Origin of the sequence: Lentzea sp. NPDC020367, from assembly GCF_044387305.1 — a bacterium.
In the GTDB taxonomy this organism is placed as follows: Bacteria; Actinomycetota; Actinomycetes; order Mycobacteriales; family Pseudonocardiaceae; genus Lentzea.
In genome coordinates this window covers 164,649-190,304 of record NZ_JBIRVV010000007.1, presented here as the reverse complement: position 1 = coordinate 190,304, position 25,656 = coordinate 164,649, and the positions used below count along the sequence as shown (strand labels likewise).

The following is a 25,656-nucleotide window of genomic DNA, read 5'->3' as shown; positions in this document are numbered from 1 at the left end:
GCTGCACCGATACAGCTCGTGAAAGTCTGCGTGACACAGAACACGAGAGATGGGGAAGCAGATGCGCATCGGTGTGCTCACTGGCGGTGGTGACTGCCCCGGTCTGAACGCCGTGATCCGGGCCGTGGTCCGCAAGGGCATCAAGGCACACGGCTGGGAGATCGTCGGGTTCCGCAACGGGTGGCAGGGCCCGATCGAGAACCTCACCAAGGAGATCGGCCTCGCGGACGTCGAGGAGATCCTCACCCGCGGTGGCACCATCCTGGGCTCGTCGCGCACGAACCCCTACAAGGTCGAGGGCGGTGTCGACCGCATCCGCGAGACCATCGCGGCGAACAACATCGACGCCATCATCGCGATCGGCGGCGAGGACACCCTCGGTGTCGCGAAGCGCCTGACCGACGACGGCATCGGCGTCGTCGGTGTGCCGAAGACGATCGACAACGACCTCGGCGCCACGGACTACACGTTCGGCTTCGACACGGCCGTGCACATCGCGACCGAGGCCATCGACCGCCTGCGCACCACGGCCGAGTCGCACCACCGTGCGCTCGTCGTCGAGGTCATGGGCCGGCACGCCGGCTGGATCGCGCTGCACTCCGGTCTCGCCGGTGGCGCGAACGTCATCCTCGTGCCCGAGCGCCCGTTCAACGTCGACAAGGTCGTCGGATGGGTCGAGCGCCGCTTCGAGAGCGAGTTCGCGCCGATCATCGTCGTCGCCGAGGGCGCGATCCCCGAGGGCGGCGCCGAGGTGCTGCACTCCGGTGAGCGCGACGCCTTCGGCCACGTCCGCCTCGGTGGCGTCGGCCAGTGGCTCGCGGAGGAGATCGCGGACCGCACCGGCAAGGAGTCCCGCGCGGCCATCCTCGGCCACATCCAGCGCGGTGGCACGCCGACCGCCTACGACCGCGTCCTCGCGACCCGCTTCGGCCTGCACGCCGTCGACGCCGTCGCCGCCGGTGACTTCGGCACCATGGTCGCGCTGCGCGGCACCGACATCGTCCGCGTGAAGCTGTCGGAGGCGACGGCCGAGCTCAAGACGGTCCCGACCGAGCGTTACGAAGAGGCCGAGGTCTTCTTCGGGGCCTGACCCTCGGGCAATATCCAATATATCGCTTGTGCAAAAGACGTTTGCGGTCGTCCGCAAACGTCTTTTGCATTGAGCGGGGCGGTCCCGCTCGCTGGGACTCCTGCTGTGATCGCGCGCTCGCTCGCTGCGATGGTGAATTCATCATCCGTTGAGCAGTCAAGGGAGACCTCATGAGCGACGCGCGAGTCGTCCTGCCCGAGCCGGACGCCGACGAGACCGGGCCCTACGCCCACCTGGGGTTCGCCCAGGCCAAGCAGGGCCACGAGGACCAGGTGGAGGCACTGATCCTCAGCCTCGTGGAGCCGTTGCGCGCCGAGGCGGGTTCGATCGAGTTCCACGTCCATCGGGACCGCGCTGACCGGTCGCAGTTCGTGATCTACGAGATGTTCCGGTCGAAGCAGGACCTGGAGAAGCACCTCACCGAGCCCTACGTCCAGGAGTTCCGGCGCGCGATCCAGCCTCTGGTCGAGGGCCCGCTGCGCCAGCAGTTCCTGCGCATGTCCAGCGACCTGCCGGCCGGGTGGTAGACCGTGGGCCTGCTGATCATCGCCATCGTCACGCTGCTCTTCCTCCTCACCCGCCGCCTGTGGGGCAGGTTCACCGGCAACCCGCTGCCACAGGTCACCGCCCGTCCGGGCAGCGGGTTGCTGACCCGTCTGGGCAAGTCCCGGACCCGCCCGGTCAACCCGCCGCCGAAACCCGGGGCGGCGATGTCCCGGCTGTCCCGCTACGACTGCGACGTGCTCGTCGTCGGCGCTGGCCCGAGCGGCCTGATGACGGCGGCGCTGCTGGTCCGCCAGGGCGTCCGGGTGTGCGTGGTCGACGCCAACGCCGGTCCCGCCACGGAGTCGAGGGCGTTCGCCGTCCAGGCCCGCACCATCGAGCTGTTCCGCAGCATCGGACTCGCCGAGGAGCTGCTCGAACGCGGCGTGGTCACGACCGGCATCCGCTTCCACATCAGGGGCAAGCAGGCCGGCGGCCTGGACTTCGACCGCGCGAAGGCGGCGACCACGCCGTACCAGTTCATCCTGATGGCGCCGCAGTCCGAAGTGGAGGAGGTGCTGCTCAAGGACCTCGCGCGGCACGGCGTCACAGTCTGGCGCGGCACCAGGCTCACCGAACTGAACCAGACCGAGGACGCCATCACCGCGACCCTGGGAGAACGGACCATCACCGCCCAGTACGTCGTCGGCGCGGACGGCGCCCACAGCACCGTCCGCCAGCGGCTCGGGCTCACCTTCGACGGCGACAAGTACGGCCAGCGCTATCTCCTGGCCGACTGCAAGGTCGAGTGGCCGCTCGACCACGCGCACTTCCGGGTGTTCATGAACCGCGACCGCATCGGCCTCTTCCTTCCCCTGAAAGGCGCCGAGACCTCACGCGTGATGGTCACCGACTTCGGCGACCCCGGAGCGGACTTCGACCTGGCGGTCCTGCAGGACGAGCTGCGCAGGGCGATGAACCTGCCCGTCACCCTCAGCACCCCGATCTGGACCAGCCGCTACCAGGTCCACCTGCGTGGCGTCGACGACTACCGCCGCGGCAGGGGGTTCCTCGTCGGCGACGCCGCCCACATCCACTCCCCGGCGGGCGGCCAGGGCATGAACACCGGCCTGCACGACGCCGCCAACCTCGCCTGGAAGCTCGCGGCGGCGATCAACGACGACGTCGACCTGCTCGACACCTACTCCGCCGAACGTCATCCGGCGGGCATCAGGTTGCTGAAGTTCACCGACCGCCTCTACCGGGTCGCGGCGGGCCTGCGCGGCTGGCAGGCGTGGCTGCGCGACACCGCGGGACCGTTCCTGATCGGACGGATGTCGGCGGCACCGATCCCGCACCGCAAGTCGTTCCACCGCCTTTCCCAGCTGAGCCTCGGCTACCGGCCCAGCGAGATCAACGTCAACGAGCTGCTCTACTCGCTCAAGGGCCCACTGGCGGGACACCGCGTTCCCGACGCCAGGATCAACGACCGCGAGCAGATGTTCGACCTCCTGCAGGGCTATCAGTTGCACGTGATCGCGTTGTCCCGCAAGCACCTCACCGGCAACGAGATCACCGAGCACATGACCGCGCTGAACGAACTCGGCGTCACCAGCCATCTCGTCGCGCGAGTGGAAGCCAGGCCGGACGGCCGGGTGCACCGAGCCGACTCGGCGCAGGTGTTCGAGCACTACGGCCTCACCGAACCGGAATCGCAGGCCCTCTACGTCATCCGCCCGGACGGCCACGTCGCGTGGCGCTGTGACGAGCTCGACTTCGAGGCCTGCCGGCGGTTCCTCGCCACGGTGCACCGCCCGGCCGCACAGCAAACCCAAGCTGCATAACGAGAAGAGGGGCCCGGCGAACCGGGCCCCTCTTCTCACGCCATCGCCGGCGATATGTCCATGTGCACGCGATAGTCGACGATCTCGTCGCCCGACATCCAGATCACCGTCACACAGGGCAACGCGAGCTGTTTCCCGTCCGGTGCCTCGGTCTCGATGGTGAACCGGCAGAACAACTGGTCCCCGACCTCCGCGACCTGGTCGACCACGTGCCGGACCCACGGCAACGCACCGGCGGCGCCGGCAGTCGCCGCAACGACCGCGGCACGCCCGATCAACGGCTCGTTGTTGCCGAAGACGTAGGTGGCATCGGAGGCGAACCACGCACCGAACGCTTCAGCGTCACCGGAATCCACAGCGGCACACATCTGCCGCACCATATCGGCGCGCGTCATGGCTTCTTCTGCAACGAAAGCCCGTGCTGCACCATGATCTCCGCGACCAGCTTCATGTCCCGCGGCCCCGGCGGCAGCTCCGACAACGCCTGGTAGTAGTTCTCCAGACCCGGCGGCGACACGACGGCCACCACGCGCGTCTCCTCGTCGAACGGGTTGTGGAACATGTGCGGCACCCCGCGCGGCATCAGCAGCGAGTCCCCTGGCTCCAGCACGTGTTCCTCGCTGTCCAGTTCGACGACGACCCGTCCCTGCACGCACGTGAACAGCTCGTCCTCGCGGCTGTGGATGTGCGTGGGCGGCCCGCCCAGGTTCGGCGGCACGACGTACTCGAAGAGCGAATAGGCGCCCTTGGTGTCCGCGCCGGTCAGCCTCGTGTAGATGCCCAGGCCGATCGCGCCGACGTTCGTGCCCTCACCGCTGCGGTAGACGTGATGCTTCACGGGGGTTTCCATGGTCTCCAACCTCGTTTCGACTGATCCGGGCGAGCAACTGGGGCGTGACCTTGCGGTACGCGGAGGGCGCGACCGGGTTGAGCCAGTGCGACGCGCGGGTCGTCCGGCTGATCTGCAGGCCGAGGTCCGCGAGCACCTCGTCGGCGTTCTTCAGCGAGAACGGGATGATCTTCGTGCCGCGGCAGTGGTGCGTGTTCGTCGCCTCGTCCATGAACGCGAGCTGTGCCGCCACATCCGCCCGGCGCGCGGCGGCGTCCGGCAGCGAGAGCGCTCCCGCGAGGTCGGCCGCGATCCACAACGCCGCCATCTCCGCGTTGAGCGGGCTGAAGAACGACGAGTTGTAGCCGTTGAAGTAGAGCCCGGGCACGCCGATCGGCTGGATCTGCCGGTACAGCGCGAAGTTGCCGCGCTCGTCGAACAGCCGTTCCTGCACGGAGTCCGGCAGGAACGGCACGCCCTGCGTGAACCCGGTGGCGCAGACGATCAGGTCGGCGGGCAGCACCGTGCCGTCGGAGAGCTCCGCGCCACCGGCCTTGAGCCGCGCGATCGTCCGGTCGCGGTGCACGCGGATCTCGCCCGACTCGACGCCCTCGAAGAACCCCTCGGTCGCGAGGCCGATGGCGCCCTTGACGATGTCCTCCATCTGCCCGGACGGCACCAGGTCGTGCTTCGCCAGCCCGAACTGCCGCACCGACACCGATCCGAGCGAGTTGAGCATCGAGCGCCGCATCCCGTTCGCGGGGCCGTGCAGGAACTTCTCGAACCCGCGCAGCCACCGGTAGCGGAACAGCGCCTCGCCCATGCGGGTCAGCAGCAGCATCTTGAAGTTGACGACGCCGCCGATCTTGCGCGGGACCTTCCACAGCAGCTGCCGCGCGATGATGTCGGTGCTCGCGGCGACACCGCTGATCGGCACCGTCACGTCGCACGCCGACTTGCCGTACCCGACGACGAGCGCGTGCTTGTCCCGCGCCTCCTCGACGTCGAGGAACTCGGTGCCCGCGAGCACTCGCCCGCCGGCCGCCTCGAACTCCTCACGGCCCGGGAACGCCGGCACGGACGGTTCGCAGAACACGCCGTTGGCCACGATCACGCTGTCGTAGCGATATGTCGTGCCGGTGTGCGTGGTCAGATCCCACGCGTCGCCAACGGGCACGACGGACGTCACGGTCGTCTCCAGGCGCAGGCACGCGTCGACACCGAAGTGCCACGTGTAGGCCTCCAGGTACGCCTGCACCTGCTCGCCGGTCGGCCACTCCGGCAGGTCCTTCGGCATCGGGAAGTCCGAGAACGAGTACTGGGCCTTCGGGCTCTGCGTGGTGAGGCCGGGGTAGCGCCGGGTGCGGCTCCACACGCCGCCGACGTCCGGTGTCCGGTCGAACACCTCGACCTCGTGCCCTGCCTGCAGCAACACCTTCGCGGTGGTGAGGCCGGCGACTCCGGCGCCGATGATCGCGACTCGCATCCTGGGGCCTCCTCGGTGAGGACGTGACAGACCACACTGTGGAGCGCTGCCGTGTCGGCGGCCAACCAGAAGTCCCGGCTAGTGGGACTCCCAGCGACGGGTCGAATAGGCACGCGTCGCCGCCGCGGCCGCCATCCGCACGGCGGGGCCGATCCGTTCCGGGCGCACCGCCGCACTCGGGCCGGTCACCGACAACGCCGCGGCGACCTCGCCACCCGCGTTGAAGATCGGTGCCGCGATGCAGCTGATGCCGACGATCCCCTCCTCCCGGTCGTAGGCCCAGCCCCGATCGGGGATCGCGGCGAGCTCACGGCGCAACGTGGTCGGGCTGGTGATCGTGCGGGGAGTGCGGCGTTCCAGCCCCGCGGCGATCACCGCGTCCACAGTGGACGTGTCGGAGTAGGCGAGCATCGCGCGGCCCAGACCCGAGCAGTGGGCCGGGATCACGCCGCCGACCTGGTCGAGCATCGGCATCGGCCGGTGTCCGGTGATCTTGTCCACGACCAGCACGCGGGTGCCGTCGAGCACGCCGAGTTGGACCGTGACGCGGGCGGCCGCGTAGAGGTCCTGCAGGAACGGCAGCACGGCCTCACGCAGCTCGTGCCGCACCGGCACCAGGCTGGAGAGCTTGAACAGGCCGGTGCTGATCCGGTAGCGGTCGCCCGGCTTGTCGAGCCAGCCCAGCTCGATCATGCGGCCCGCCGTGCGGTGCACCGTCGAGCGCGGAAGGCCGGATCTGCGCACGAGTTCGGCGAGGCCCAGCTCGCGGTGCCCGACGTCGAAGGCGTCCAGGATCGCCGCCGCGCGTTCGAGTGAACCGCTCGGCTCGGTTGACTGCGAGTCCCGGTCACTGGGACTCATCCTTGGTGGACCATTCGCACACGGCGACTGTAGGAGCTCATGGACGCAAACACCACGCGGGTCGCGCTCGTCGGGGGCGGCGCCGGCGGAATCGGTGCGGCGACGGCCGCGGCGCTCGTCGAGAGCGGATACCGCGTCGTGCTGGCCGGACGCACCGAATCCACGCTGAAGGATACGGCCGCGCCCCTCGGCGCTGACCACCTCGTCTGCGACCTCGCCGATCCCGGTGAGGCCACCACTGTCGTCGGCAACGTCGCCGGCCGGTTCGGTTCGCTCGACGTGCTGGTCGTGAACGCGGGCGGGCCGTCACCGGGCGGGATCTTCGAGGTGCCGGACGCGCAGTGGCACCGCGACCTCGACCTGTTGTTGCTCGGGCCGCTCGCGTTGCTGCGCGAGGCGTTGCCCCTCATGGCCCGGCGCGGGTTCGGCCGGGCCGTCACGATCACGTCGACGGCCGTGCGGCAGCCGCAACCCGGCTTGGCGTCGTCGACGGTGCTGCGCGCTGCCGTGACGTCGGCGATGAAGCTCGCGTCACGGCAGTTCGCGGCGGACGGCGTCACGGTCAACTGCGTCGCTCCCGGCGCGACTTTGACGCCTCGACGGCTGGAGGTGTTGCGCCGCAGGGCCGAGGCGGCGGGCGTGGACCTCGACACCGCCGCCGCACACGATCTCGCGGACATTCCGGCCCTGCGTGCCGCGGATCCGAGGGAGATCGCCGCCGCCGTGGCGTTTCTGGCTTCGCCACAAGCCTCCTACGTCAACGGCACCGTGCTGACCGTCGACGGCGGTCGCACCGAGTTCTCAGGCTGAAAGGGAAAGCGCGTTGGCCACCTCAGGACCCGACTTCGCCATGACCGACTTCCTCGGGGCGCTCACGCACGCGGTGCGGCCCGACGGCGGGCGTCCGCTGGTCGTGCACGACGACGAGCTGGAGACGATTCCCGCCGGCGCGGTGCCGAACCCGACCACGCTGCGGATCGCGGGCAAGCTGCCGACGTCGACGTTCGAGCTGTTCCGCCAGGTGATCCCGGCGGGCGAGAGCTCGGACATGCAGCGGCACTACCACGAGACCGTGCACTTCGTGATCTCCGGCGACGGGCACAGCGAGATCCAGGACGCCGAACCCGACAAGTTCGAGACGGTGGCGTGGACTTCCGGCTCGTTCGTCTACACGCCGCCGTGGACCTGGCACCGCCACTACAACGACTCCACCTCGGAGCCGGTCGAGTTCCTCACGATCGAGAACTCGCGACTGCTGGCCCTCTTCGGGCTCGCCCGCAGGCAGAGCGCCGGCCTCGCGACCTTCGACGAGGCCCGCGCCCGTTTCGACACATCAGGGGAGGACCAGTGATTCCCGAACACGTCAGCATCTGGGGCGAACTGTCGCATGTGGACCACACCGTGCGGCACATCGACGTCCCGGTGCGCGGCCACACCGTGCGGACCAGGATTCTGCAGGCAGGCTCCGGCCCGGAACTCGTGCTGCTGCACGGCACCGGCGGCCACCTGGAGGCCTACGCGCGGGACGTCGCGGGGCTGGCGGAGGACTTCCACGTCACCGCCTACGACATGATCGGCCACGGCTGGTCCGACCTGCCGGACCTGCCGTACACGATCGACGTGCTGTCCGAGCACCTCGTGGGGCTGCTGGACGCGTTGGGCGTCGAGAAGGCGCACCTGTCCGGTGAGTCGTTGGGCGGCTGGGTGGTCGCGTGGGTCGCCGCGCACTTCCCGGACCGCGTCGACCGGCTCGTGCTGAACACGCCGGGCAACATCGCGAACAAGCCCGAGGTCATGCAACGCATGCGGGACAGCACGATGGCCGCCGTGCTCGACCCCAGCGAGGAGACCGTGCGCCGCCGGGTGGAGTTCCTGTTCCACCACAAGGAGATGGTCACCGACGAACTGGTGAACCTGCGCCGTCAGGTGTATTCGCGGCCAGGGTTCGTGCAGGCGATCACGAACACGCTGGTGTTGCAGGACCCCGTGGTGCGCAAGGACTTCGCGTGGGACCCGGCGTGGGTGGGGAAGGTCTCGGCGCCGACGTTGTTGCTGTGGACCAGCCACGACCCGACGGGCGGGCTGGACGAGGCCGACATGCTGCTGGGGTGGTTGCCGGACGCGCGGTTGCACGTCATCGACGACGCCGGGCACTGGCCGCAGTGGGAGAAGGTCTCCGAGTTCCTCGACACGCACCGCACCTGGCTGCTGCACGGAAAGGACCCGTCCTGATGGCGGAGATCATCGGATTCGCGGGGATGTCGCACAGCCCGTTCGCGACGCTGCTGCCGCCGGACGGTTCGGACGGGCCGGGGTCGGTGTTCCTGCGGGACGCGGACCGCGTGCGGCTCGCGGTGGAGAAGCTGGCGCCGGACGCGATCGTGGTCATCGGGCCGGACCACTTCCACGCCAACTTCTACGACGTGATGCCGCCGTTCGTGCTCGGGGTCGAGGAAGCGGTGGGGTTCGGCGACTTCGGCAGCAGCTCGGGGCCGTTGCCGGTGGCGCAGACGCTGGCCTGGTCGGCGCACAGCGGTCTGGCGGACGCGGGGTTCGACGTGTCGCTGTCGTACTCGCTGACCGTCGACCACGGCATCGTGCAGAGCTACGAGATGATCACCGGCGGCACGACGCTTCCGTTGGTGCCGTTGGTGGTCAACACGGCCGCGCCTCCGTTGCCGTCGCTGGATCGTTGCGTGGAACTGGGGCGCGCGTTGGGGGCCGCGCTGCGGTCGTCGGTGTTTCCGGGACGGGTGCTGGTGGTCGCTTCCGGCGGCCTGTCGCACTGGTTGCCGTCCAACGACCCGCGCGATCCGTCCGTGGTGGGGGAGCGGCGCGAGTCGTTGATCCGGGGACGGGCGTACGCGAAGGAGTTCGCGGCGGCGCGCGAGCCGCGGGTGAAGGCCATGGGCGGCAACCCCGACGCGAAGGTGAACGCGGTGTGGGACGGGTGGTTCCTCGACCGGCTGTCGGCGGGGTCTGCCGGTGAGATCGCCTCCCTCGGGCACGAGGCGCTGGAGGACCACGCCGGCAGCGGCGGGCACGAGATCCGCTGCTGGCTCATCGGGCAGGTCGCCGTCGGCCTGCCGCTGGCGTGGACGAGTTACGAGCCCGTGCCGGAGTGGATCACCGGCATGGGCATCGGAACTACGTTTGCCGTGTGAGATCCAGGGCGATGTCGGTGAGCATGTCCTCCTGACCGCCCACCAGGCGCCGGCGTCCGGCCTCCAGCAGGAGAGTCCGGACGTCGGCGCCGGTGCGTTGGGCGGCCGTGTCGGCGTGGCGCAGGAATGAGCCGTAGACGCCCGCGTAGCCCAGGGTGAGGCTCTCGCGGTCGACGCGCACCGGGCGGTCCATGATCGGCCGCACGAGGTCGTCGGCGGCGTCCTGGAGCGCGAACAGGTCGGCGTTGTGCTGCCACTGCTGGAGGTTCGCGACGGCGACGAACGGTTCGATGGGGCAGTTCCCCGCTCCGGCACCGAGTCCGGCCAAGGAGGCGTCGACCCGCGTGGCGCCTTCTTCGACGGCGGTGATGGAGTTCGCGACGGCGAGAGACAGGTTCTCGTGCGCGTGGATGCCGATCTCGGTGTCGGCGTCCAGGACGTCCTTGTAGGCACGGATCCGGGCGCGGACGTCGTGGGGGAGCAGGCGACCGCCGGAATCCGTTACGTAGACGCAGTTCGCGCCGTAGGACTCCATCAGCTTCGCCTGGCGTGCGAGCTCCTGCGGTTCGGCGAGGTGACTCATCATCAGGAACCCGGACACGTCCATGCCGAGGTCGCGCGCGCCGGCGATGTGCTGGGCGGAGATGTCGGCCTCGGTGCAGTGCGTGGCGATGCGAACCGACTGCACGCCAAGGCTGTGGGCGCGCTTGAGGTCGTGGAGCGTGCCGATGCCGGGCAGCAGCAGCGTCGTGAGTCTGGCCTGGGTCAACGCTTCCGCGGCCGCCTCGATCCACTCCCAGTCGGTGTGGCTGCCGGGACCGTAGACGAGCGAGCCGCCGCTGAGGCCGTCGCCGTGCGACACCTCGACGGCGTCGACCCCGGCCTGGTCCAGCGCCCTGGCGATCTCGGTGACCTTCCGGGGATCGATGCGGTGCCGCAGGGCGTGCATGCCGTCCCTGAGCGTCACGTCCTGGAGGTAGATCTTCATGCGCGCACGACCGCCTTCGCCATGGTCTCCGCGACTCGCAGCGCCGCGCTGGTCATGATGTCCAGGTTGCCCGCGTAGGCAGGCAGGTAGTCAGCCGCTCCCTCGACCTCCAGCAGCACGGTGACCTGGTGCGTCACCGGTTCCTCGGTGAGCGTGTGCGGCTGCTTGACCGGGTCGATCTGCACGGGCTGCTTGAGGCGGTAGCCGGGAACGTACGCGGCCACCTGAGTGATCATGTACTCGACGGAGGCGCGGATCCGGTGCTGCGTCTGGGGATCCGGTGCGTTCACGAGCGCGAGAACGGTGTCCCGCATGGTGATCGGCGGGTCCGCCGGGTTGAGCACGATGACGGCCTTGCCTCGGCGCGCGCCGCCCACGTCCGCGATGGCCTGCGCGGTCGTCTCGGTGAACTCGTCGATGTTCGCTCTCGTACCCGGCCCCGCGCTTCGTGACGAGATCGAGGCGACGATCTCCGCGTACGGCACCGGAGTGACCGTGTTGATCGCGGCGACGATCGGGATCGTGGCCTGACCGCCGCAGGTGACCATGTTGACGTTCGGCGCGCTCAGGTGTTCGTCGAGGTTGACTGTCGGCACCACCATCGGCCCGATCGCCGCCGGGGTGAGGTCGATGACCCGCTTGCCGTGCGCGGCGAGGATTTCGGCGTGTTTCGCGTGGGCGCCCGCCGAGGTGGCGTCGAACACGATCTCGACGTCCTCGAACCCCGGCATGCCGACGAGGCCCTGGATGCCGTCCGAAGTGGTCGGAACGCCGAGCTTTCGCGCCTTGGCGAGGCCGTCCGACGCGGGGTCGATGCCGACCAGTGCCGCCACCTCGAGGGTGGTGGACCGCTTGAGCACCTTGATGACGAGGTCGGTGCCGATGTTGCCCGACCCGATGATCGCGACCTTCGTGCGCATCACGCCTCCTGCTTCGCGAAAGTGGCCCGCACGGTGCCGAGCCCGGTGATCGTCGCCTCGACCTGGTCGCCCGGTTCGACCGCGACCATCGGGCCGAGCGCGCCGCTGAGCACGACGTCGCCCGCCTTCAACGGGGCGCCGAGGTTCGCGGCGGCCGTGGCGAGCCAGGCGAGCGCGGTCAGCGGGTCGCCCAGGCACGCGGTACCGGCGCCGGCTGAGCGCTCCACACCGTTGACGCTGAGCACCATCTCCACGTTCTTCGGCACGACCTCGCCCAGGTCCGCCTGCTCGGTACCCAGGACGAACAGCCCCGACGAGGCGTTGTCCGCGACCGTGTCGGCGAAGGTGATGTCCCAGCCGCTGATCCGGCTGTCCACGATCTCCAGCGAGGCTTTGACGTGCCCGACGGCGCTCGCGACCCGCTGCTCGTCGAACGGCCCTTCGGTGAGGTCCGCCTTCAGCACGAACGCCAGCTCCGCCTCGACCTTCGGCTGCAGCAGCCCGGACACCGGCAGCTCGTCGCCGTCCTCGTAGGCCATGTCGTCGAGCAGCACCCCGAAGTCCGGCTGGTCCACGCCGAGCTGCTGCTGGACCGCCGGAGAGGTCAGGCCGATCTTGCGACCGACTGCCGTGGCGCCGTCCGCGATCCGTGCGGCGATGTTGTGCTGCTGCACCGCGTACGCCTCGGCTTCACCGATGAGGTCCCGCACGGGCGCACACGGGACCTTCTCGCGCGCCGCCGTCGCCAGGCGCTCCGCTGCAATGAGGACTTCGTTCATGCCGCTCATCGTGGCGGTGTTCTTCGTCCTGTGGGGACTTCAGAGTTCCGCTGACCGGAACTCAGTGGCACGATCAGGTGATGACCGAGGTACCGAACACCCTGCTCGGCAAGGTGATGTCGGTGCTGAACGCCTTCGGCGCAGACGACGACGAGCTCGGCTTCGCGGAACTGGGCCGACGCACCGGCCTGTCGAAGGCGACGCTGCACCGCCTGCTGGGCGACCTGGCCGAGGTCCGCCTGCTCGACCGGGGCACGCGCGGCTACCGCCTGGGCGGCCACCTGTTCCAGCTGGGCATCCGCGCGTCGGTCGAACGCCGCCTGGTCGAGGTGTCCACGCCGTACCTGGAAGACCTCTACGAACGCACCCACGAGACCGTCCACCTCGGACTCCTCGAGGGCCACGAGGTCGTCTACGCCGCCAAGATCGGCGGCCACCGCCAGGCGTCCTCGCCGTCGCGTCTGGGCGGTCGCATGCCCCTGCACGCGACGGCGATCGGCAAGGCCCTGCTCGCCCACGCGTCGCCGTCGTTGCGCACCGAGGTGCTCGGTTCGCCGCTGGCCCGCCGGACGCCCCGCACCGTTGTCACCCCCGGCATGCTCCGCCGCCAGCTCACCACGATCCGGCAGACGGGCGTGGCCTACGAGTTCGAGGAGTCCAGGGTCGGCCTGGCGTGCGTGGCGTCACCGGTGCTCGGCCACGACGGCGCGGTGGTGGCGGCGGTCAGCGTCGCCGGCCCGACCATCCGGTTCGATCCTCGGGTGCACGCGGCCTCGGTGCACGCGGCGGCAACGGGCATCGCCCTGACCCTGATCCGGCGCGCGACGCTGTCGTCGGGCACCTGATGGCGGCACCTGAAATCCAATATATCGGTGCCCGTTTTGTCCGACCTTATGCAAAAGACGTTTGCGGACGTCCGCAAACGTCTTTTGCAATGGGTGGGTAAGCGCAGGTCAGAAAGCCTTTGCGTCGAGGTAGGCGCCGAACGTGCCGAGCCAGTGGTCGGCCATGTAGCCGTGCCCGCCGAACACGTAGGTCCACCCGGCCTCGCGATGCGCGGCGGAGGCCGTCCGGGCCAGCGAGGTGTAGCGGTGGTCGGCCGGCAGTGCCTCCGCGATCGCCTCCCAGTTCCAGGCGCGCGACAACGCGAGCCCGGCCAGGTGCGAGCCGTAGGGGTCGCTGGGGTCGTCGACCGGGTAGGGCTCGCGCAGCACCCGCCACCGTTCCGACTCGAGGTCCGGCAGGTAGGCGTCGAGCCAGCCGGCGAACTCGGCGGTGCCGAGGGCGCGGCGCATCAGGTCGGCCGTCGTCAGCGCGGGGGACAGGAAGTCGGCGGCGTCCGGTTCGAAGCCGCCGTACGCGGTCTCGTCCCGGTGCCACCGCAGCGCAGCGTCGACACAGGCGGTGACCAGTTCGGAGTCGCCGTTCACCTGGGCGGCGTCGTGGACGAGGCCGGTCGCGAACGCGGTGTTGCTGTGCGTGCCGGTGCGGATCGGCAGGCGCGCCACGGAGATCCACTCCAGCCATCGGTCGCGCAGCACGTTCGCGATCGGCGCCACCGACCACGGCAGGCCGGAGGTGCGCAGTTCGGCGTCGAGCAGCAGCAGCCACGCCCACCCGTACGGGCGCTCCCAGTGCCGTCCGGCCGGGGAGGCGAAGAACGAGGCCTCGACGGCGCAGTTCTCGGGCGTGATGAGTTTGTCCAGGGCGTTGCGGGCCGTGTCCGCTCCCGCGAGAGAGGGGCGTAGCCGCAGCATGCGCACGGCGAGCCACGTCTGGTGCACGCACGAGTGCCAGTCGAACGACCCGGCGAACACCGGATGCAGCACCCGCTGAGGCACCAGCCGGTCGTCCCCGTCGATCACGTGCGACCAGTGCACCGGGTGGTCGCGCTGGATGTTTTCGATCGCGATGCCCAGCAGCCGTGTCGCGGTGCTGTCATCCAATCGGGTGGCGGTCATGGCCCACATCATGCAGTGCGACATCTCAATAGGGCAGGGGTAGATAGTTGACAAGTAACAGACCTCACCCGGCCGGCGGGATCGGCACACCGGCCGGGTGACGTGGAAAACACGTGCTGAACAGCTGACAGGCCCGGCAGGGTCTCTCAGTGTGGGACAACTAGGATGAGCAGCGTGAACTGGACCGTGGACGTGCCCATCGACACGCTTCCCGAGCTTCCGCCGCTGCCTCCCGAGATGCGCAAGCGCCTGGACGACGCACTGTCGCGCCCGGCCGCCCAGCAGCCCGACTGGCCCGACGCCGAACAGGTGCGTCGCGTGCGGACCGTGCTCGAGAGCGTGCCGCCGATCACCGTGCCCGCCGAGATCGACCGGCTGCACACGCAACTGGCGCAGGTCGCGAACGGTGAGGCATTTCTCCTGCAGGGCGGTGACTGCGCGGAGACGTTCGCTGACAACACCGAGCCGCACATCCGCGCGAACATCCGGACCCTGCTGCAGATGGCCGTGGTGCTGACCTACGGCGCGAGTCTTCCGGTGGTGAAGGTCGGCCGCATCGCCGGCCAGTACGCCAAGCCGCGTTCGTCGGGCATCGACGCTCTCGGCCTGCCGTCCTACCGCGGCGACATCATCAACTCCCTGGTCGCGACGCCCGAAGCCCGCGTCGCCGACCCCGGCCGCATGATCCGCGCCTACGCGAACGCCGGCGCGGCCATGAACCTGCTGCGGGCGCTCACCGGCGCGGGTCTCGCCGACCTGCACCGCGTGCACGACTGGAACCGCGACTTCGTGCGCACCTCGCCCGCGGGCGAGCGCTACGAGGCCCTGGCCGGCGAGATCGACCGCGGCCTCAAGTTCATGTCGGCGTGCGGCGTGAACGACCAGTCGCTGCACGGCACCGAGATCTTCGCCTCGCACGAGGCGCTGCTCCTCGACTACGAGCGCGCGCTGCTCCGCCTCGACACGACGCGCGACGAGCCCAGGCTCTACGACCTGTCGTCGCACTTCGTGTGGATCGGCGAGCGCACCCGGCAGCTCGACGGCGCGCACATCGCGTTCGCCGAGATGCTGTCGAACCCGATCGGTCTCAAGATCGGTCCGACGACGACGCCGGAGATGGCCGTCGAGTACGTCGAGCGCCTCGACCCGCGCAACGAGCCTGGTCGCCTGACGCTCATCTCGCGCATGGGCAACCAGAAGGTGCGCGACGTGCTCCCCGCCATCATCGAGAAGGTCGAGGCCAGCGGCCACAAGGTCATCTGGCAGTGCGACCCGATGCACGGCAACACGCACGAGTCGTCGACCGGCTACAAGACCCGGCACTTCGACCGCATCGTCGACGAGGTCCAGGGCTTCTTCGAGGTGCACCGCCGCCTCGGCACGCACCCCGGTGGCATCCACATCGAGCTCACGGGTGAGGACGTCACCGAGTGCCTCGGCGGCGCCCAGGAGATCTCCGACGACGACCTCGCCGGCCGCTACGAGACGGCGTGCGACCCGCGCCTGAACACGCAGCAGTCGCTCGAGCTCGCGTTCCTCGTCGCCGAGATGCTGCGTTCCTGACAGTTTCCTGAAGACGAGCTGAAGAACGAAGGGCCCCGCGTCGAGAACGCGGGGCCCTTCGCCTTTGCCGTGATCAGAGGCCGACGATCGTGATCTCGGTTCCTCGCTTCACCCGCGTCCGCGGCGGGATCGACTGGTTCACCACGGTCGCGTTGTTGCTCTTGTTGAACTCGACCTTCACCTTCAGACCGGCCCGTTCGAGCTGCTCCTTGGCTTCCCGCACCTTCTGCCGGGTGACGTCGGGAACCTCGATCTCCCGGTTGTTCTGGTAGAAGAGCGTGACCCGCTTGTTCTGCGTCGGGTCCAGCACCGTGCCCGCGGGCGGATCCGTCCGCACCACGCGCGACCCGTTGTTCTCCGGCGCGTCGTCGCCACCCGCGTCGACCGCTTCCAGGCCGGCGCGCTGCAGTTCGGCGACCGCCTCGTCCTTCGTCTTGCCCGTCACGTTCGGCACGGGCAGGCGCGGCGGCGGTCCCTTGCTCAGGATGAGGGTCACCGGGGCGTCGAGCGCGAGCGCCGTACCGGGGCGCGGATCGACGCCGACGACCTTGCCGATCGGCACGGTGTCGTGGAACGCGTCCTTCGTCGGGTCCTTGGCCGCCTTCAGGCCCGCCGCCTCGATGTCCTTGGTCGCGGCGTCCACCTCGGCGCCGGTGTTGATGAACGGCACCACGGGCTTGCCGCGTGACACGACGAGCTTCACCTGCTGGTTCTTGCGCAGCTCGGCGCCAGGACCGGGATCGGAGCTGATGACCGTGCCGTTGGGCACGTCGTTGGACGGCACCTTCTCGACCAGCCCGGTGAGGTCGGCCTTCGAGAGCAGCAGCATCGCGTTCTGCTCGGACTGCCCGGCCACCGACGGCATCTCCGTGTAGCGACCGGCGCCGACGTACCAGGAGAACAGGCCGACGATGATCGCCACCACGACGACCACGGAACCCCAGATCGTGAAGAGCTTCTTGCGCCGCTTGCGCTCCTCCTCGACCGGGTCGACCTTCGGCTTCCTCTTCTGCGGAGGACGACGGCGCGGCGGCTCCGGCCGCTGCATCGTGCGCGTGGCGGAGGCGCCGGGAGGCGGCGTTGGCGGCCCGGTGTTGACCGTCGTCATCGCCGCCGAGCTCAGGGACGGCTTCGGCACCACCGGCCTGGTCAGCTCGGCCGCCGAGGGAGGAGTGGCGCCGACCGCGACCGGAACCGGCCGCATGATGACCGTCCTGTCGTTCTCGGGCGCCGAACCGGGCACGGGCACCGGCTGTGGCGTGAGGCCCAGGTCCGTGCCCACGCGCTCCAGCTCGGCCAGGAACGCGTCGGCGTTCGCGGGCCGCAGCACCGGGTCGCGCCGTGTCGCCTTGCGCACCAGCGTGTCGAGCGCCAGCGGGATCTCCGGAACCGACGGGACGTCCGAGTTCACGTGCTGATAGGCCACCGAGATGGCCGTCTCACCGCGATAGGGCGCCTGACCCGCCAGCATCTCGTAGAGCACGATCCCGGCCGCGTAGACGTCACTGCGCGCGTCCGCGGCGCCCGATTCCACCTGTTCAGGTGAAAGATAGGCGACTGTGCCCAGGATCTCGCTGTCGCTCGTGACGCCGTTCTCGGCGATCGCACGGGCCAGCCCGAAGTCCGCCACCTTCACCTGGCCACCAGGCCCGATCAGCACGTTCTCCGGCTTCACGTCCCGGTGCACGAGCCCGGCGCGGTGTGCGGCGCCCAACGCCGACAGCACCGGCCCGAGGATGCTCAGCGCCACGGCGGGAGCGAGCTTGCCGCGCTGATTGAGCAGGTCACGGAGGTTTCCGCCGTCGATCAGCTCCATCACCAGGTACACCTGGTCACCGTCGACGCCCTGGTCGTGCACGGACACCACTGCCGGGTGATGCAACTGGGCCGCCGCGCGTGCCTCGCGCTCGAAGCGCGCGACGAACGCCGGGTCCGCCGTCAGGTGCGGATCCATCACCTTGATGGCCACATCGCGATCGAGGCGAGTGTCGCGACCTCGATAGACGGTGGACATGCCACCGCGCGCGAGCACGGAGTCCACCCGGTAGCGCTGCTCCAGCAGTCCACCCATCACGTTCGAAACCGACCTCTCCACAGTGCGAGATGGTAAAGCTCAGGATGACCCGGTTGGCGGAAGGGCGTTCCCAGTTCGGTTATGGCATCGTGACCCCCGTGAGTGCGATTCCTGCCGCTGCGGATGTATTGGCTGCCGACCTGGAGGTTCTTCCTCTCCCCGAGGTGGCCGACCGAATGGGACTTCCGGTCACCCGGGTCCACCAAATGTTGCGCGACGGGCAACTGCTCGCCGAGCGGCGGGCCGGCGTTCTCGTCGTCCCCGAGGCGTTTCTCGCTGCCGGAGGGGTGGTGAAGGGTCTGCCCGGCACCATCACGGTGCTGCGCGACCAGAACTACTCCACGGACGAGATTCTGCGCTGGCTCTTCACGGAGGACGAAAGCCTCCCTGGCACTCCGATCGAAGCATTGCGCGGAGACCGTGGGCGTGAGGTAAAGCGCCGCGCGCAAGCCATGGGCTTCTAAGTCGCCGATCGCAGCGGTTCCAGACGTCTCCGCAGGTGAGAGACGTCTGGAACCCCTGCGCGAGGCTAAAAGAGCGGGGCTCACCCCGTAGTCCCGTGGGTCGTCACACGGGCCAGGAGTGCTCGGCCGACGCCGGGGGCCGCCACGGCGAGCCGCCGTGAGTTCGGCACGGCCACACGCCGCCACAACACCTCGCAGCCGACGAGCCCGAGGATGTCGCGATACAGCGTGTACGCGGTCCGCACACAGGGCCGCGACGTCGCGGACAGCATCCCGATACCGGGCTCCGCAGACTGATATATCGCATACGAGTGCGCGACGAGATCGTCGAGAACCCGTTGCACCCGGTCGTTTGCGCGCCGATGACGACGACACCATTGCAAAAGGTCGCGGTCGACGCCGTGCGCTCCGAGGACGTCCTGCGGCAGGTACACCCGGCCGCGGTCGAGGTCCTCGCCGACGTCGCGCAGGAAGTTCGTGAGCTGGAACGCCACCCCGAGCCGGGCCGCGTACGGTTCGGCCTCCTCGCGGGGCACGACGGTGCCGAGCACCGGCAGCATCTGCAGCCCGATGACCTCCGCCGAGCCGTGCACGTAGACACCGAGCGCGTCGAGGTCCGCGTACTCCGTCACGTCGAGGTCCATCCGCATCGACGCGAGGAAGTCGGTGAACAGCGACCTGTCGATGTCGTAGCGGCGCATCGTGTCGGCCAGCGCGTGCAGGACCGGGTTCGACGGCGCCTTCTCCAGGAGCCGCTCCAGCCGGTCGAGCTCACCCGCGCGGTCGGTCACCCCGGCCGCGTCGACGATCTCGTCGGCCCACCGGGCGAACGCGTACAGCGCGTGCACCGCGGGCCGCTGGTCAGGCCGCAGCAGCGTCGTGGCCAGGAAGAACGTCTTGCCGTACCGCGCGTTCACGCGGCGGCAGGCGGCATAGGCGGAGCCCAGGTCCACTGTCCTGGGGCTCATTCGTAACGAGAGGACAGGCCGAACGGGTCCGGCTTCACCAGTGAGCGCGCCGCGAGCCCCGACACCACCAGCGCGAAGAACAGGTAGGCCCACGAGTACAGCGCCGTGTCGCCGTTCGGGAACGTCACCAGCAGCAGGAACAGCGACGCCGTCGTCACCGTGACCAGTGCGCCCGTGCTCCACGCGAACCCGGCGGCCAGCGCCAGCGCCCAGGTGAAGTACCAGGGCAGCGTCGCGGGGGACAGCAGCGCCACGGCCAGCAACGTCAGCGCGCCACGCCGGACGGCGTCACGCACCTCTCCGTCGCGCGACGCCCACCACTGCGTGTACGCGATCCAGACCAGCACGACGGAACCCAGCGCCCGCGCCACGCCGATGAAGATGCCGCCGTCGACGTAGACGAACCAGTTCACGACCATGCGCACGAAGTCGCCCACCGCGCTCGGCAGCGACAACCAGTTGATGATCATCGACGAACTGCGCAGCGCCGGGATCCAGCCGAGGCTCACCCCGGCGACCAGCGTGCACACGAGGAACGTCCCGAGGAACGCGGCCAGGCCCGGCAGCAGCGCCTTGCGGAACTGGGCGCGCTTGTCGCCCTCCAGGCGCGCCGCCCAGATCCAGACGAGGAACGGCACGATCACGACCGCCGTCGCCTTCACCGAGAACGCGAGGGACAGCAGCACGAAGCCGAGCACGTGCCTGCGGTCGAGCACCAGCAGCACACCGGCCGCCATCAGCCCGATCATCAGCAGGTCGTTGTGGGCGCCGCCGATCAGGTGGACCAGCACCAGCGGGTTCGCCGCGACCAGCCACAGCGCGATCGCCGACTTGCCGCCCAGGTGCCTGCTCAGGCCCGGCAACGCCCAGCACAGCAGCACCAGCCCGCCCGCGAGGGACAGGCGCATGGCGACGACGCCGAGGATGACGCTCGCGTCCGTGATCCACACGATCGCCTTGGCGACCAGGATGAACAACGGCCCGTACGGCGCCGGCGTGTGCTGCCACACCCAGCTGACGTTCTCGGACAGCGTGCTCTGCAGGACGGCGGGCCCGACCGTGTACGGGTCGTAACCGCTCAGCGCGAGCTGGCCCTGTGCCAGGTAGCTGTAGATGTCCTTGCTGAACAGCGGCGGCGCGAACAGCAGCGGCAACGTCCAGACCGTCACCGCGACCAGCACCGCGAAGTCGCCGATCTCACCCCACCGCACGAGGCGGCCGAGCCGGATCCACGCCCAGATGACGAGGCCGAGCCCGAGGTACAGGACCATGCTCGCGAGGTCGCGGCCGTGGCCGTAGCGCAGCCAGCTCAGCCCGACCTGGGCGAGCAGCGGGTCGCGCTCGAGGATCGCGCCGGCACCCATGCCCCCGAGCGCGATCAGAGCCACGCCCAGCAGGCCGAGCATGGTCGTGCGGATGGGGATGGCGTAGGTGTTCGTGCGCACGACTGGATCAAGCTCCTGTGGAAGTGTCTCGGAGCTCGTGCGGGGGAGGGACGGAGTTGCTGCCATCGCCCGAACATCGTTGCACAAGGCGCTGAAGCGTCGGCAAGCAACGGGCCACACTGGTCACGTGGACTTAATCAAGCCGTCCGCCGGGGAAACGTGATCAACTTCAGAACGCGCGCTTGGTGGAGCTGATCGCGAGGCCGGCGAGCTTGGCGGCGGCCGGTTCGGCCACGGGAGCGGCGTCGAGGGCGGCCAGCGCGCTCTTCGTCAGCTCCTCGATGCGTTCCTCGACGGCGTCGACGGCGCCGACCTTCACGAGCGTGCGCCGGACCTCCTCGACGGTGTCGAGGTCGAGGTCCGGCTTGCCCAGGGCGATATCCAATATATCGGCGCCGAACTGCATGCCGAGCGCGACGAGCAGCGTGCGCTTGCCCTCGGCGAGGTCGTCCCCCGCGGGCTTGCCGGTGACCTCGGGGTCGCCGAACACGCCGAGCAGGTCGTCGCGCAACTGGAACGCGACGCCGATGTCGGCGCCGAACGCGCGCAGCCCGTCGATCAGCTCCGGCGAGCCGCCCGCCATCGCCGCACCCATGTGCAGCGGCCGTTCGACGGTGTAGGCGGCGGTCTTGAGCCGGTCGATGCGCAGCGCGGCGTCCGCGGACGAGTCGCCCCGCGCCTGCGTCAGCACGTCCAGGTACTGGCCCGCGAGCATCTCGGTGCGCATGTCCCGCCACGGCTCGCTCATCCGGCGCAGCACCTCCGACGGCAGCCCGGCGGCGAAGAGCATGTCGTCCGCCCACGCCAGCGCGACGTCACCGATCAGCACGGCTGCCGACATGCCGAAGCGCTCCGACGAACCGAGCCAGCCCTGCTCGCGGTGCCGCGCGCCGAACGCGATGTGCACGGTCGGCTTGCCCCGGCGCACCGAGGAGGCGTCCATCAGGTCGTCGTGGATCAGCGCGCACGCCTGGATCAGCTCCAGCGAGCTGACCGCCGTGAGCACCTCGTCCGCGAGTTCGCCGTCGGGATCGCCGCCGGCCGCTCGCCAGCCCCACCACGCGTAGGTCGGGCGGATGCGCTTGCCACCGCCCAGCACGAAATCGGAGAGCGCGTCCACCGCGCTCGCGAAGCTCGGGTCCATCGCCTCACCGGACGCGCGCCGGGAGGCCAGATAGGTGGTCAGTGCTGCTTCGACGTGCTGGGGCAGAGCGACGTCGATGGGGTGGTGGGACACACGTCCATGGTCCGCTGTGTCCGAGACCACCCGCATGGCGGGGCCCGCGTACCACATGATGAGCTGGAGTCTCACCTAGCGGAAGACCCACTAGGGTTGGCTCCATGACGTCGGTGGTGGAGCGGCTCCGGGGAGAGTCACCCAAGTTCTCGGTGGAGTTCCTGCCGCCTCGGGACGCGGAGGACGAGAAGGTCCTCTGGAAGGCCGTCCGCGAGCTGGAAGGCCTCGACCCGGCGTTCGTGTCGATCACCTACGGCGCCGGCGGGTCGCGCCGGGACCGCACGATCCGCGCCACCGGCCGCATCGCGCAGGAGACGACGCTGCTGCCCGTCGCGCACCTCACCGCCGTCGAGCACTCGGTGGCCGAGCTGCGCAACGTGATCGGCTGGTACGCGGCGATCGGCGTGCGCAACGTCCTGGCGCTGCGCGGCGACCCTCCCGGCGACCCGATGGGCGAGTGGGTCGCGCACCCCGAGGGCCTGAACTACGCCGACGAGCTGGTGCGGCTGGTCCGCGAGCTCGGCGACTTCTGCGTGGGCGTGGCGGCGTTCCCGTACGGGCACCCGCGTTCCGGCGATCTCGACACCGACCTGAAGTTCCTGCTGCGCAAGCTCGACGCGGGCGCGGACTACGCGGTGGCGCAGCTGTTCCACGCGCCGGAGCCGTTCCTGCGGATGCGTGACCGGGTGGCGGAGGCGGGCTGCTCCGCGGCGATCCTGCCGGGAATCATGCCGATGCTCTCGCCGCGCGGCCTGGCCAAGATCGTGGAGCTGTCCGGCGCCGACCTGCCGCTCGACGTCTCGCGCCGGTTGGAGCCGTACGCGGACGACGTGGCGGGGTTCCGGGCGACCGGCATCGACATCGCGACCGAGATGTGCCAGCGGTTGCTCGACGAGGGCGTTCCGGCGCTGCACTTCTACACGATGAACAGGTCCAAGGCGACGAAGGAAGTGCTGGGGCGCCTGGGCCTGGTGACCCGCGCCTAGAGCGTGACGTTGCGCTTGTGCGCGATGAGGGCGAGCACGACGACGATCAGCGCGGCACCGCCGGTGAGTCCGGCGACCAGCAGCGCCCAGCCGAAGAACGAGCTGGAGTTCTCGCCCGCGTACTGCACGGTGGCCTGCAGCATCGACGCCTGACCGGGTTTCGGAGACCACGCGATCGTGTTGTTCTCCTCCTCGCGGCCGTTGGTGTTCACGATCTTGCCGGGGAAGCTGACCTTGACCTGGATGTCCGCGCGTTCCACCGGGACCTGGGTCAGGTCGACCGACCCCGACAGCGTGACAAGATCACCCGACCGGCGGAAGCTGAGGCTGTAGCGGCTGTTCGACGAGCTGGTGGACGTCGACAGCGTCCGCATCTCGTCGAACGACAGGCCGTTGAAGAACAGCTGCGTGCCCGCGTACGACTCCACCCGGTACGGCTTGGTGGTGACGCGGCTCGCGAGCTCCGGCGGCACCTTGAGCTGGGGACCGGGGTCGTTGTCCTGCGTCGGAGGCGTGGCCGCGACGATCTCGCCGGAGATGCGGTCGTCGTCCGACACGGCCATGGCCGCGTAGACGCGAACGCAGCCGCTCAACGAAAACAGGGTGAGCAGCAAGAAGACCGGCAGCAGAAGTGCCCGGGAACGACGCACGCGGACATCCTGCCAGCACGGCCCAAACGACGCAGGTCCCCTCCGAAGGTCGTGAGCTTGACTAACTACCTTTTGGTGTGGAGGGGCGCGAGGTAGCGTCTCGAAACATGGCATCCGTGCACGAGATCAGCAACAAATTCGTCAGCGACTACGTGGCGCTGGACCCCATCACGGCCACCAGTCTGGGCTTCGCGGGAGCCGATGACCAGCTGACGGACCTCTCCCCGGAAGGGCACGCGGCGCGCGACGAACTCGCCGTCCGCGCTCTCGCCGCCATTACCGCCGCACAGCCCGCGGATGCCTCGGAGGAGGCGGCACGCGCCGTCTTCCTCGAACGGACGGGCCTGGAGCACGAGCTGTACGAGGCCGGGGAGACCGAGTCCTCGCTGAACGTCATCGCGAGCCCGATCCAGTCCGTGCGCGACATCTTCGACCAGATGCCGACCGACACGCCGGAGCAGTGGGCCACGATCGGCCGTCGCCTCTCCGCCGTGCCCGCCGCTCTCGACGGCCTGCGCGCCTCTCTCTCACACGCCGCTTCCCGCGGACACGTCTCCGCGATCCGTCAGGTCACCCAGGTCGCCAAGCAGTGCGACACCTTCGCGACGACCTTCTTCGGCCCGTTCGCCGCCTCCGCCAACGTCGACGGCACGGTGCGTTCCTCTCTCGACGCCGGCGCCACCGCCGCTGCCGCCGCCTACGCGGACTTCGCCTCGTTCCTGCGCACGACGCTGGCACCGCAGGCGCCCGCCAAGGACGCGGTCGGCGAGGAGCGCTACCGCCTCGGCTCGCGCTACTTCACCGGGTCGCGGCTCGACCTGGCCGAGGCCTACGCGTGGGGCTGGGAGGAGTTCCTCGGCATCGAGGCCGAGATGAAGAAGGTCGCGGCGCGGCTCAAGCCGGGCGCTTCCCTGGCGGAGACCGCGGCGTTCCTCGACGAGCACCCGCGCTACCAGGTGCACGGCCAGGACGGCCTGCAGACGTGGATGCAGGAACTGTCCGACAAGGCCCTGCTCGACCTGCGCGACGTGCACTTCGACCTGCCCGACGCGCTGATGAACCTCGAGTGCAAGATCGCCCCGCCCGGCGGTGCCGTCGGCGCCTACTACACGCCGCCGACCGCCGACTTCTCCCGCCCCGGCCGCATGTGGTGGTCGATCGCCGAGGGCAAGTCGGTGTTCCCGACGTGGCGCGAGACCTCGACGGTCTACCACGAGGGCGTGCCGGGCCATCACCTCCAGTGCGCGACGGCCGTGTACCAGTCGGAGACGCTGAACGACTTCCAGCGCCTGATGTGCTGGGTGTCGGGCCACGGCGAGGGCTGGGCGCTCTACGCGGAACGCCTCATGCGCGAACTCGGCTACCTCGACGACGACGGCGACCTGCTCGGCATGCTCGACGCGCACCTGTTCCGCGCGGCCCGCGTGATCATCGACATCGGCATGCACCTGGAGCTGGAGATCCCGGCCGGCACCGGCTTCCACCCCGGCGAGCGCTGGACGCCCGAACTCGGCCTCGAGTTCATGATGACCCGCACGCTCTCCGAGCCCGCCCACATCCGCGACGAGATCGACCGCTACCTCGGCTGGCCGGGCCAGGCGCCGGCCTACAAGATCGGCGAGCGCCTGTGGCTCGCCGCCCGCGAGGACGCGCGGACCCGCAAGGGCGCCGACTTCGACCTCAAGCTCTTCCACAAGGAGGCGCTGGAGATGGGCGCGATGGGCCTCGACACCCTCCGTGAACGGTTGGCCGCCCTCTAGCCCCACCTCTCATTGCAAGGCTCTGAACAGCACTTATGACCCCTTATGCAAAAAACGTTTGCGGACGTCCGCAAACGTTTTTTGCATAAGGGGGTGGAGATGGT

At 69.5% G+C, this 25,656-nt stretch carries 25 protein-coding genes; 12 read left to right on the top strand and 13 right to left on the bottom strand.

Annotated features, from left to right (window positions below):
* Window positions 1-61: 61 nt before the first annotated feature.
* The 3 genes from ACH413_RS29085 (at window position 62) to ACH413_RS29075 (ending at window position 3,417) form a co-directional block, all read left to right on the top strand.
* Window positions 62-1,090, top strand: a complete 1,029-nt coding sequence (locus ACH413_RS29085) for a 6-phosphofructokinase (RefSeq protein WP_330278203.1) — start codon at window positions 62-64, stop codon at window positions 1,088-1,090.
* Window positions 1,091-1,260: 170 nt separating this feature from the next.
* Window positions 1,261-1,617 carry a putative quinol monooxygenase gene (locus tag ACH413_RS29080; protein ID WP_360043108.1) on the top strand — a complete coding sequence of 119 codons (357 nt, stop codon included), beginning with the start codon at window positions 1,261-1,263 and terminating at the stop codon, window positions 1,615-1,617.
* A gap of 3 nt (window positions 1,618-1,620) precedes the next feature.
* Window positions 1,621-3,417 (top strand): FAD-dependent monooxygenase, encoded by a 1,797-nt coding sequence (locus ACH413_RS29075; RefSeq protein ID WP_360043111.1) that lies wholly within the window; start codon window positions 1,621-1,623, stop codon window positions 3,415-3,417.
* Window positions 3,418-3,452: 35 nt separating this feature from the next.
* Here ACH413_RS29075 and ACH413_RS29070 read toward each other — a convergent pair whose 3' ends face one another.
* The 4 genes from ACH413_RS29070 to ACH413_RS29055 all read right to left on the bottom strand — a co-directional run bounded on the left by ACH413_RS29070 (window position 3,453) and on the right by ACH413_RS29055 (window position 6,593).
* On the bottom strand, window positions 3,453-3,812 hold the full coding sequence (locus tag ACH413_RS29070) for a nuclear transport factor 2 family protein (protein ID WP_360043114.1): 360 nt from the start codon (window positions 3,810-3,812) through the stop codon (window positions 3,453-3,455).
* Entirely contained in the window at window positions 3,809-4,267 is a 459-nt protein-coding gene (locus tag ACH413_RS29065) for a cupin domain-containing protein (RefSeq protein WP_360043117.1), read from the bottom strand. The genes ACH413_RS29070 and ACH413_RS29065 overlap by 4 nt, the downstream gene beginning before the upstream one ends.
* Window positions 4,227-5,732, bottom strand: coding sequence for an NAD(P)/FAD-dependent oxidoreductase (locus tag ACH413_RS29060; RefSeq protein WP_360043120.1), 1,506 nt, complete (start codon window positions 5,730-5,732; stop codon window positions 4,227-4,229). The genes ACH413_RS29065 and ACH413_RS29060 overlap by 41 nt, the downstream gene beginning before the upstream one ends.
* Window positions 5,733-5,810: 78 nt before the next feature.
* On the bottom strand, window positions 5,811-6,593 hold the full coding sequence (locus ACH413_RS29055) for an IclR family transcriptional regulator (protein WP_360043123.1): 783 nt from the start codon (window positions 6,591-6,593) through the stop codon (window positions 5,811-5,813).
* A gap of 39 nt (window positions 6,594-6,632) precedes the next feature.
* Between ACH413_RS29055 and ACH413_RS29050 the strand changes: the two genes are divergently transcribed.
* The 4 genes from ACH413_RS29050 to ACH413_RS29035 are packed head-to-tail and all read left to right on the top strand — an operon-like array spanning window position 6,633 to window position 9,757.
* Complete coding sequence (locus ACH413_RS29050) at window positions 6,633-7,403, top strand: SDR family oxidoreductase (protein ID WP_360043126.1); 771 nt, start codon at window positions 6,633-6,635, stop codon at window positions 7,401-7,403.
* Between the two features lie 13 nt (window positions 7,404-7,416).
* Entirely contained in the window at window positions 7,417-7,944 is a 528-nt protein-coding gene (locus tag ACH413_RS29045) for a cupin domain-containing protein (RefSeq protein WP_360043129.1), read from the top strand.
* A complete protein-coding gene (locus tag ACH413_RS29040) occupies window positions 7,941-8,825 on the top strand; it encodes an alpha/beta fold hydrolase (RefSeq protein WP_360043131.1) in 885 nt (294 codons plus the stop codon). Before ACH413_RS29045 ends, ACH413_RS29040 begins: the two co-directional genes overlap by 4 nt.
* Window positions 8,825-9,757: a 2,3-dihydroxyphenylpropionate 1,2-dioxygenase gene (locus ACH413_RS29035; RefSeq protein WP_360043133.1), complete on the top strand. Its 933-nt coding sequence runs from the start codon at window positions 8,825-8,827 to the stop codon at window positions 9,755-9,757. The genes ACH413_RS29040 and ACH413_RS29035 overlap by 1 nt, the downstream gene beginning before the upstream one ends.
* On the opposite strand, the gene dmpG is transcribed toward ACH413_RS29035, so the two are convergent.
* From dmpG to ACH413_RS29020, 3 genes are read right to left on the bottom strand one after another with little or no spacing between them, the layout of a single operon-like run.
* Window positions 9,741-10,745, bottom strand: a complete 1,005-nt coding sequence (gene dmpG / locus ACH413_RS29030) for a 4-hydroxy-2-oxovalerate aldolase (protein WP_360043136.1) — start codon at window positions 10,743-10,745, stop codon at window positions 9,741-9,743. The two genes, ACH413_RS29035 and dmpG, sit on opposite strands and share 17 nt — an antisense overlap.
* Complete coding sequence (locus ACH413_RS29025; RefSeq protein WP_360043139.1) at window positions 10,742-11,665, bottom strand: acetaldehyde dehydrogenase (acetylating); 924 nt, start codon at window positions 11,663-11,665, stop codon at window positions 10,742-10,744. The genes dmpG and ACH413_RS29025 overlap by 4 nt, the downstream gene beginning before the upstream one ends.
* Window positions 11,665-12,444, bottom strand: coding sequence for a fumarylacetoacetate hydrolase family protein (locus tag ACH413_RS29020; RefSeq protein WP_360043142.1), 780 nt, complete (start codon window positions 12,442-12,444; stop codon window positions 11,665-11,667). The genes ACH413_RS29025 and ACH413_RS29020 overlap by 1 nt, the downstream gene beginning before the upstream one ends.
* A gap of 80 nt (window positions 12,445-12,524) precedes the next feature.
* On the opposite strand from ACH413_RS29020, the gene ACH413_RS29015 reads away from it, so the two are divergent.
* On the top strand, window positions 12,525-13,289 hold the full coding sequence (locus ACH413_RS29015) for an IclR family transcriptional regulator (protein WP_360043145.1): 765 nt from the start codon (window positions 12,525-12,527) through the stop codon (window positions 13,287-13,289).
* Between the two features lie 108 nt (window positions 13,290-13,397).
* On the opposite strand, the gene ACH413_RS29010 is transcribed toward ACH413_RS29015, so the two are convergent.
* Window positions 13,398-14,405: a DUF2891 domain-containing protein gene (locus tag ACH413_RS29010; protein ID WP_360043148.1), complete on the bottom strand. Its 1,008-nt coding sequence runs from the start codon at window positions 14,403-14,405 to the stop codon at window positions 13,398-13,400.
* A 174-nt stretch (window positions 14,406-14,579) separates the two neighbouring features.
* On the opposite strand from ACH413_RS29010, the gene ACH413_RS29005 reads away from it, so the two are divergent.
* A complete protein-coding gene (locus ACH413_RS29005) occupies window positions 14,580-15,968 on the top strand; it encodes a class II 3-deoxy-7-phosphoheptulonate synthase (RefSeq protein WP_319978357.1) in 1,389 nt (462 codons plus the stop codon).
* 73 nt (window positions 15,969-16,041) lie between these two features.
* Here the strand turns inward: ACH413_RS29005 and pknB are convergent, their stop codons facing one another.
* Window positions 16,042-18,063 (bottom strand): Stk1 family PASTA domain-containing Ser/Thr kinase, encoded by a 2,022-nt coding sequence (gene pknB, locus ACH413_RS29000; protein ID WP_360043151.1) that lies wholly within the window; start codon window positions 18,061-18,063, stop codon window positions 16,042-16,044.
* A 77-nt stretch (window positions 18,064-18,140) separates the two neighbouring features.
* On the opposite strand from pknB, the gene ACH413_RS28995 reads away from it, so the two are divergent.
* Complete coding sequence (locus ACH413_RS28995; RefSeq protein WP_030474641.1) at window positions 18,141-18,506, top strand: Rv2175c family DNA-binding protein; 366 nt, start codon at window positions 18,141-18,143, stop codon at window positions 18,504-18,506.
* Between the two features lie 80 nt (window positions 18,507-18,586).
* On the opposite strand, the gene ACH413_RS28990 is transcribed toward ACH413_RS28995, so the two are convergent.
* From ACH413_RS28990 to ACH413_RS28980, 3 genes are all read right to left on the bottom strand, one after another.
* Complete coding sequence (locus ACH413_RS28990; protein WP_360043154.1) at window positions 18,587-19,474, bottom strand: phytoene/squalene synthase family protein; 888 nt, start codon at window positions 19,472-19,474, stop codon at window positions 18,587-18,589.
* Window positions 19,471-20,919 carry a polyprenol phosphomannose-dependent alpha 1,6 mannosyltransferase MptB gene (gene mptB / locus ACH413_RS28985; protein WP_360043157.1) on the bottom strand — a complete coding sequence of 483 codons (1,449 nt, stop codon included), beginning with the start codon at window positions 20,917-20,919 and terminating at the stop codon, window positions 19,471-19,473. Before mptB ends, ACH413_RS28990 begins: the two co-directional genes overlap by 4 nt.
* Window positions 20,920-21,088: 169 nt before the next feature.
* Complete coding sequence (locus tag ACH413_RS28980) at window positions 21,089-22,192, bottom strand: polyprenyl synthetase family protein (protein WP_396425379.1); 1,104 nt, start codon at window positions 22,190-22,192, stop codon at window positions 21,089-21,091.
* Window positions 22,193-22,260: 68 nt separating this feature from the next.
* On the opposite strand from ACH413_RS28980, the gene metF reads away from it, so the two are divergent.
* Window positions 22,261-23,142: a methylenetetrahydrofolate reductase [NAD(P)H] gene (gene metF / locus ACH413_RS28975; RefSeq protein ID WP_360043159.1), complete on the top strand. Its 882-nt coding sequence runs from the start codon at window positions 22,261-22,263 to the stop codon at window positions 23,140-23,142.
* Here the strand turns inward: metF and ACH413_RS28970 are convergent.
* Window positions 23,139-23,792 (bottom strand): DUF3153 domain-containing protein, encoded by a 654-nt coding sequence (locus ACH413_RS28970; protein WP_093599826.1) that lies wholly within the window; start codon window positions 23,790-23,792, stop codon window positions 23,139-23,141. The genes metF and ACH413_RS28970 overlap by 4 nt on opposite strands.
* A 107-nt stretch (window positions 23,793-23,899) precedes the next feature.
* Here ACH413_RS28970 and ACH413_RS28965 point away from each other — a divergent pair, with 107 nt between their 5' ends.
* Window positions 23,900-25,552: a DUF885 domain-containing protein gene (locus ACH413_RS28965; protein ID WP_360043163.1), complete on the top strand. Its 1,653-nt coding sequence runs from the start codon at window positions 23,900-23,902 to the stop codon at window positions 25,550-25,552.
* The last annotated feature ends 104 nt before the right edge of the window (window positions 25,553-25,656 follow it).

What these genes read in the sequence shown, in the direction of transcription:
- ACH413_RS29085 (WP_330278203.1), top strand. Translation starts at nt 62, where the DNA reads ATGCGCATCGGTGTGCTCACTGGCGGTGGTGACTGCCCCGGTCTGAAC.
- ACH413_RS29080 (WP_360043108.1), top strand. Translation starts at nt 1,261, where the DNA reads ATGAGCGACGCGCGAGTCGTCCTGCCCGAGCCGGACGCCGACGAGACC.
- ACH413_RS29070 (WP_360043114.1), bottom strand. Translation starts at nt 3,812, where the DNA reads ATGACGCGCGCCGATATGGTGCGGCAGATGTGTGCCGCTGTGGATTCC.
- ACH413_RS29065 (WP_360043117.1), bottom strand. Translation starts at nt 4,267, where the DNA reads ATGGAAACCCCCGTGAAGCATCACGTCTACCGCAGCGGTGAGGGCACG.
- ACH413_RS29060 (WP_360043120.1), bottom strand. Translation starts at nt 5,732, where the DNA reads ATGCGAGTCGCGATCATCGGCGCCGGAGTCGCCGGCCTCACCACCGCG.
- ACH413_RS29055 (WP_360043123.1), bottom strand. Translation starts at nt 6,593, where the DNA reads ATGAGTCCCAGTGACCGGGACTCGCAGTCAACCGAGCCGAGCGGTTCA.
- ACH413_RS29050 (WP_360043126.1), top strand. Translation starts at nt 6,633, where the DNA reads ATGGACGCAAACACCACGCGGGTCGCGCTCGTCGGGGGCGGCGCCGGC.
- ACH413_RS29035 (WP_360043133.1), top strand. Translation starts at nt 8,825, where the DNA reads ATGGCGGAGATCATCGGATTCGCGGGGATGTCGCACAGCCCGTTCGCG.
- dmpG (WP_360043136.1), bottom strand. Translation starts at nt 10,745, where the DNA reads ATGAAGATCTACCTCCAGGACGTGACGCTCAGGGACGGCATGCACGCC.
- ACH413_RS29025 (WP_360043139.1), bottom strand. Translation starts at nt 11,665, where the DNA reads ATGCGCACGAAGGTCGCGATCATCGGGTCGGGCAACATCGGCACCGAC.
- ACH413_RS29020 (WP_360043142.1), bottom strand. Translation starts at nt 12,444, where the DNA reads ATGAACGAAGTCCTCATTGCAGCGGAGCGCCTGGCGACGGCGGCGCGC.
- ACH413_RS29015 (WP_360043145.1), top strand. Translation starts at nt 12,525, where the DNA reads ATGACCGAGGTACCGAACACCCTGCTCGGCAAGGTGATGTCGGTGCTG.
- ACH413_RS29010 (WP_360043148.1), bottom strand. Translation starts at nt 14,405, where the DNA reads ATGACCGCCACCCGATTGGATGACAGCACCGCGACACGGCTGCTGGGC.
- ACH413_RS28990 (WP_360043154.1), bottom strand. Translation starts at nt 19,474, where the DNA reads ATGAGCCCCAGGACAGTGGACCTGGGCTCCGCCTATGCCGCCTGCCGC.
- ACH413_RS28980 (WP_396425379.1), bottom strand. Translation starts at nt 22,192, where the DNA reads ATGCGGGTGGTCTCGGACACAGCGGACCATGGACGTGTGTCCCACCAC.
- metF (WP_360043159.1), top strand. Translation starts at nt 22,261, where the DNA reads ATGACGTCGGTGGTGGAGCGGCTCCGGGGAGAGTCACCCAAGTTCTCG.
- ACH413_RS28965 (WP_360043163.1), top strand. Translation starts at nt 23,900, where the DNA reads ATGGCATCCGTGCACGAGATCAGCAACAAATTCGTCAGCGACTACGTG.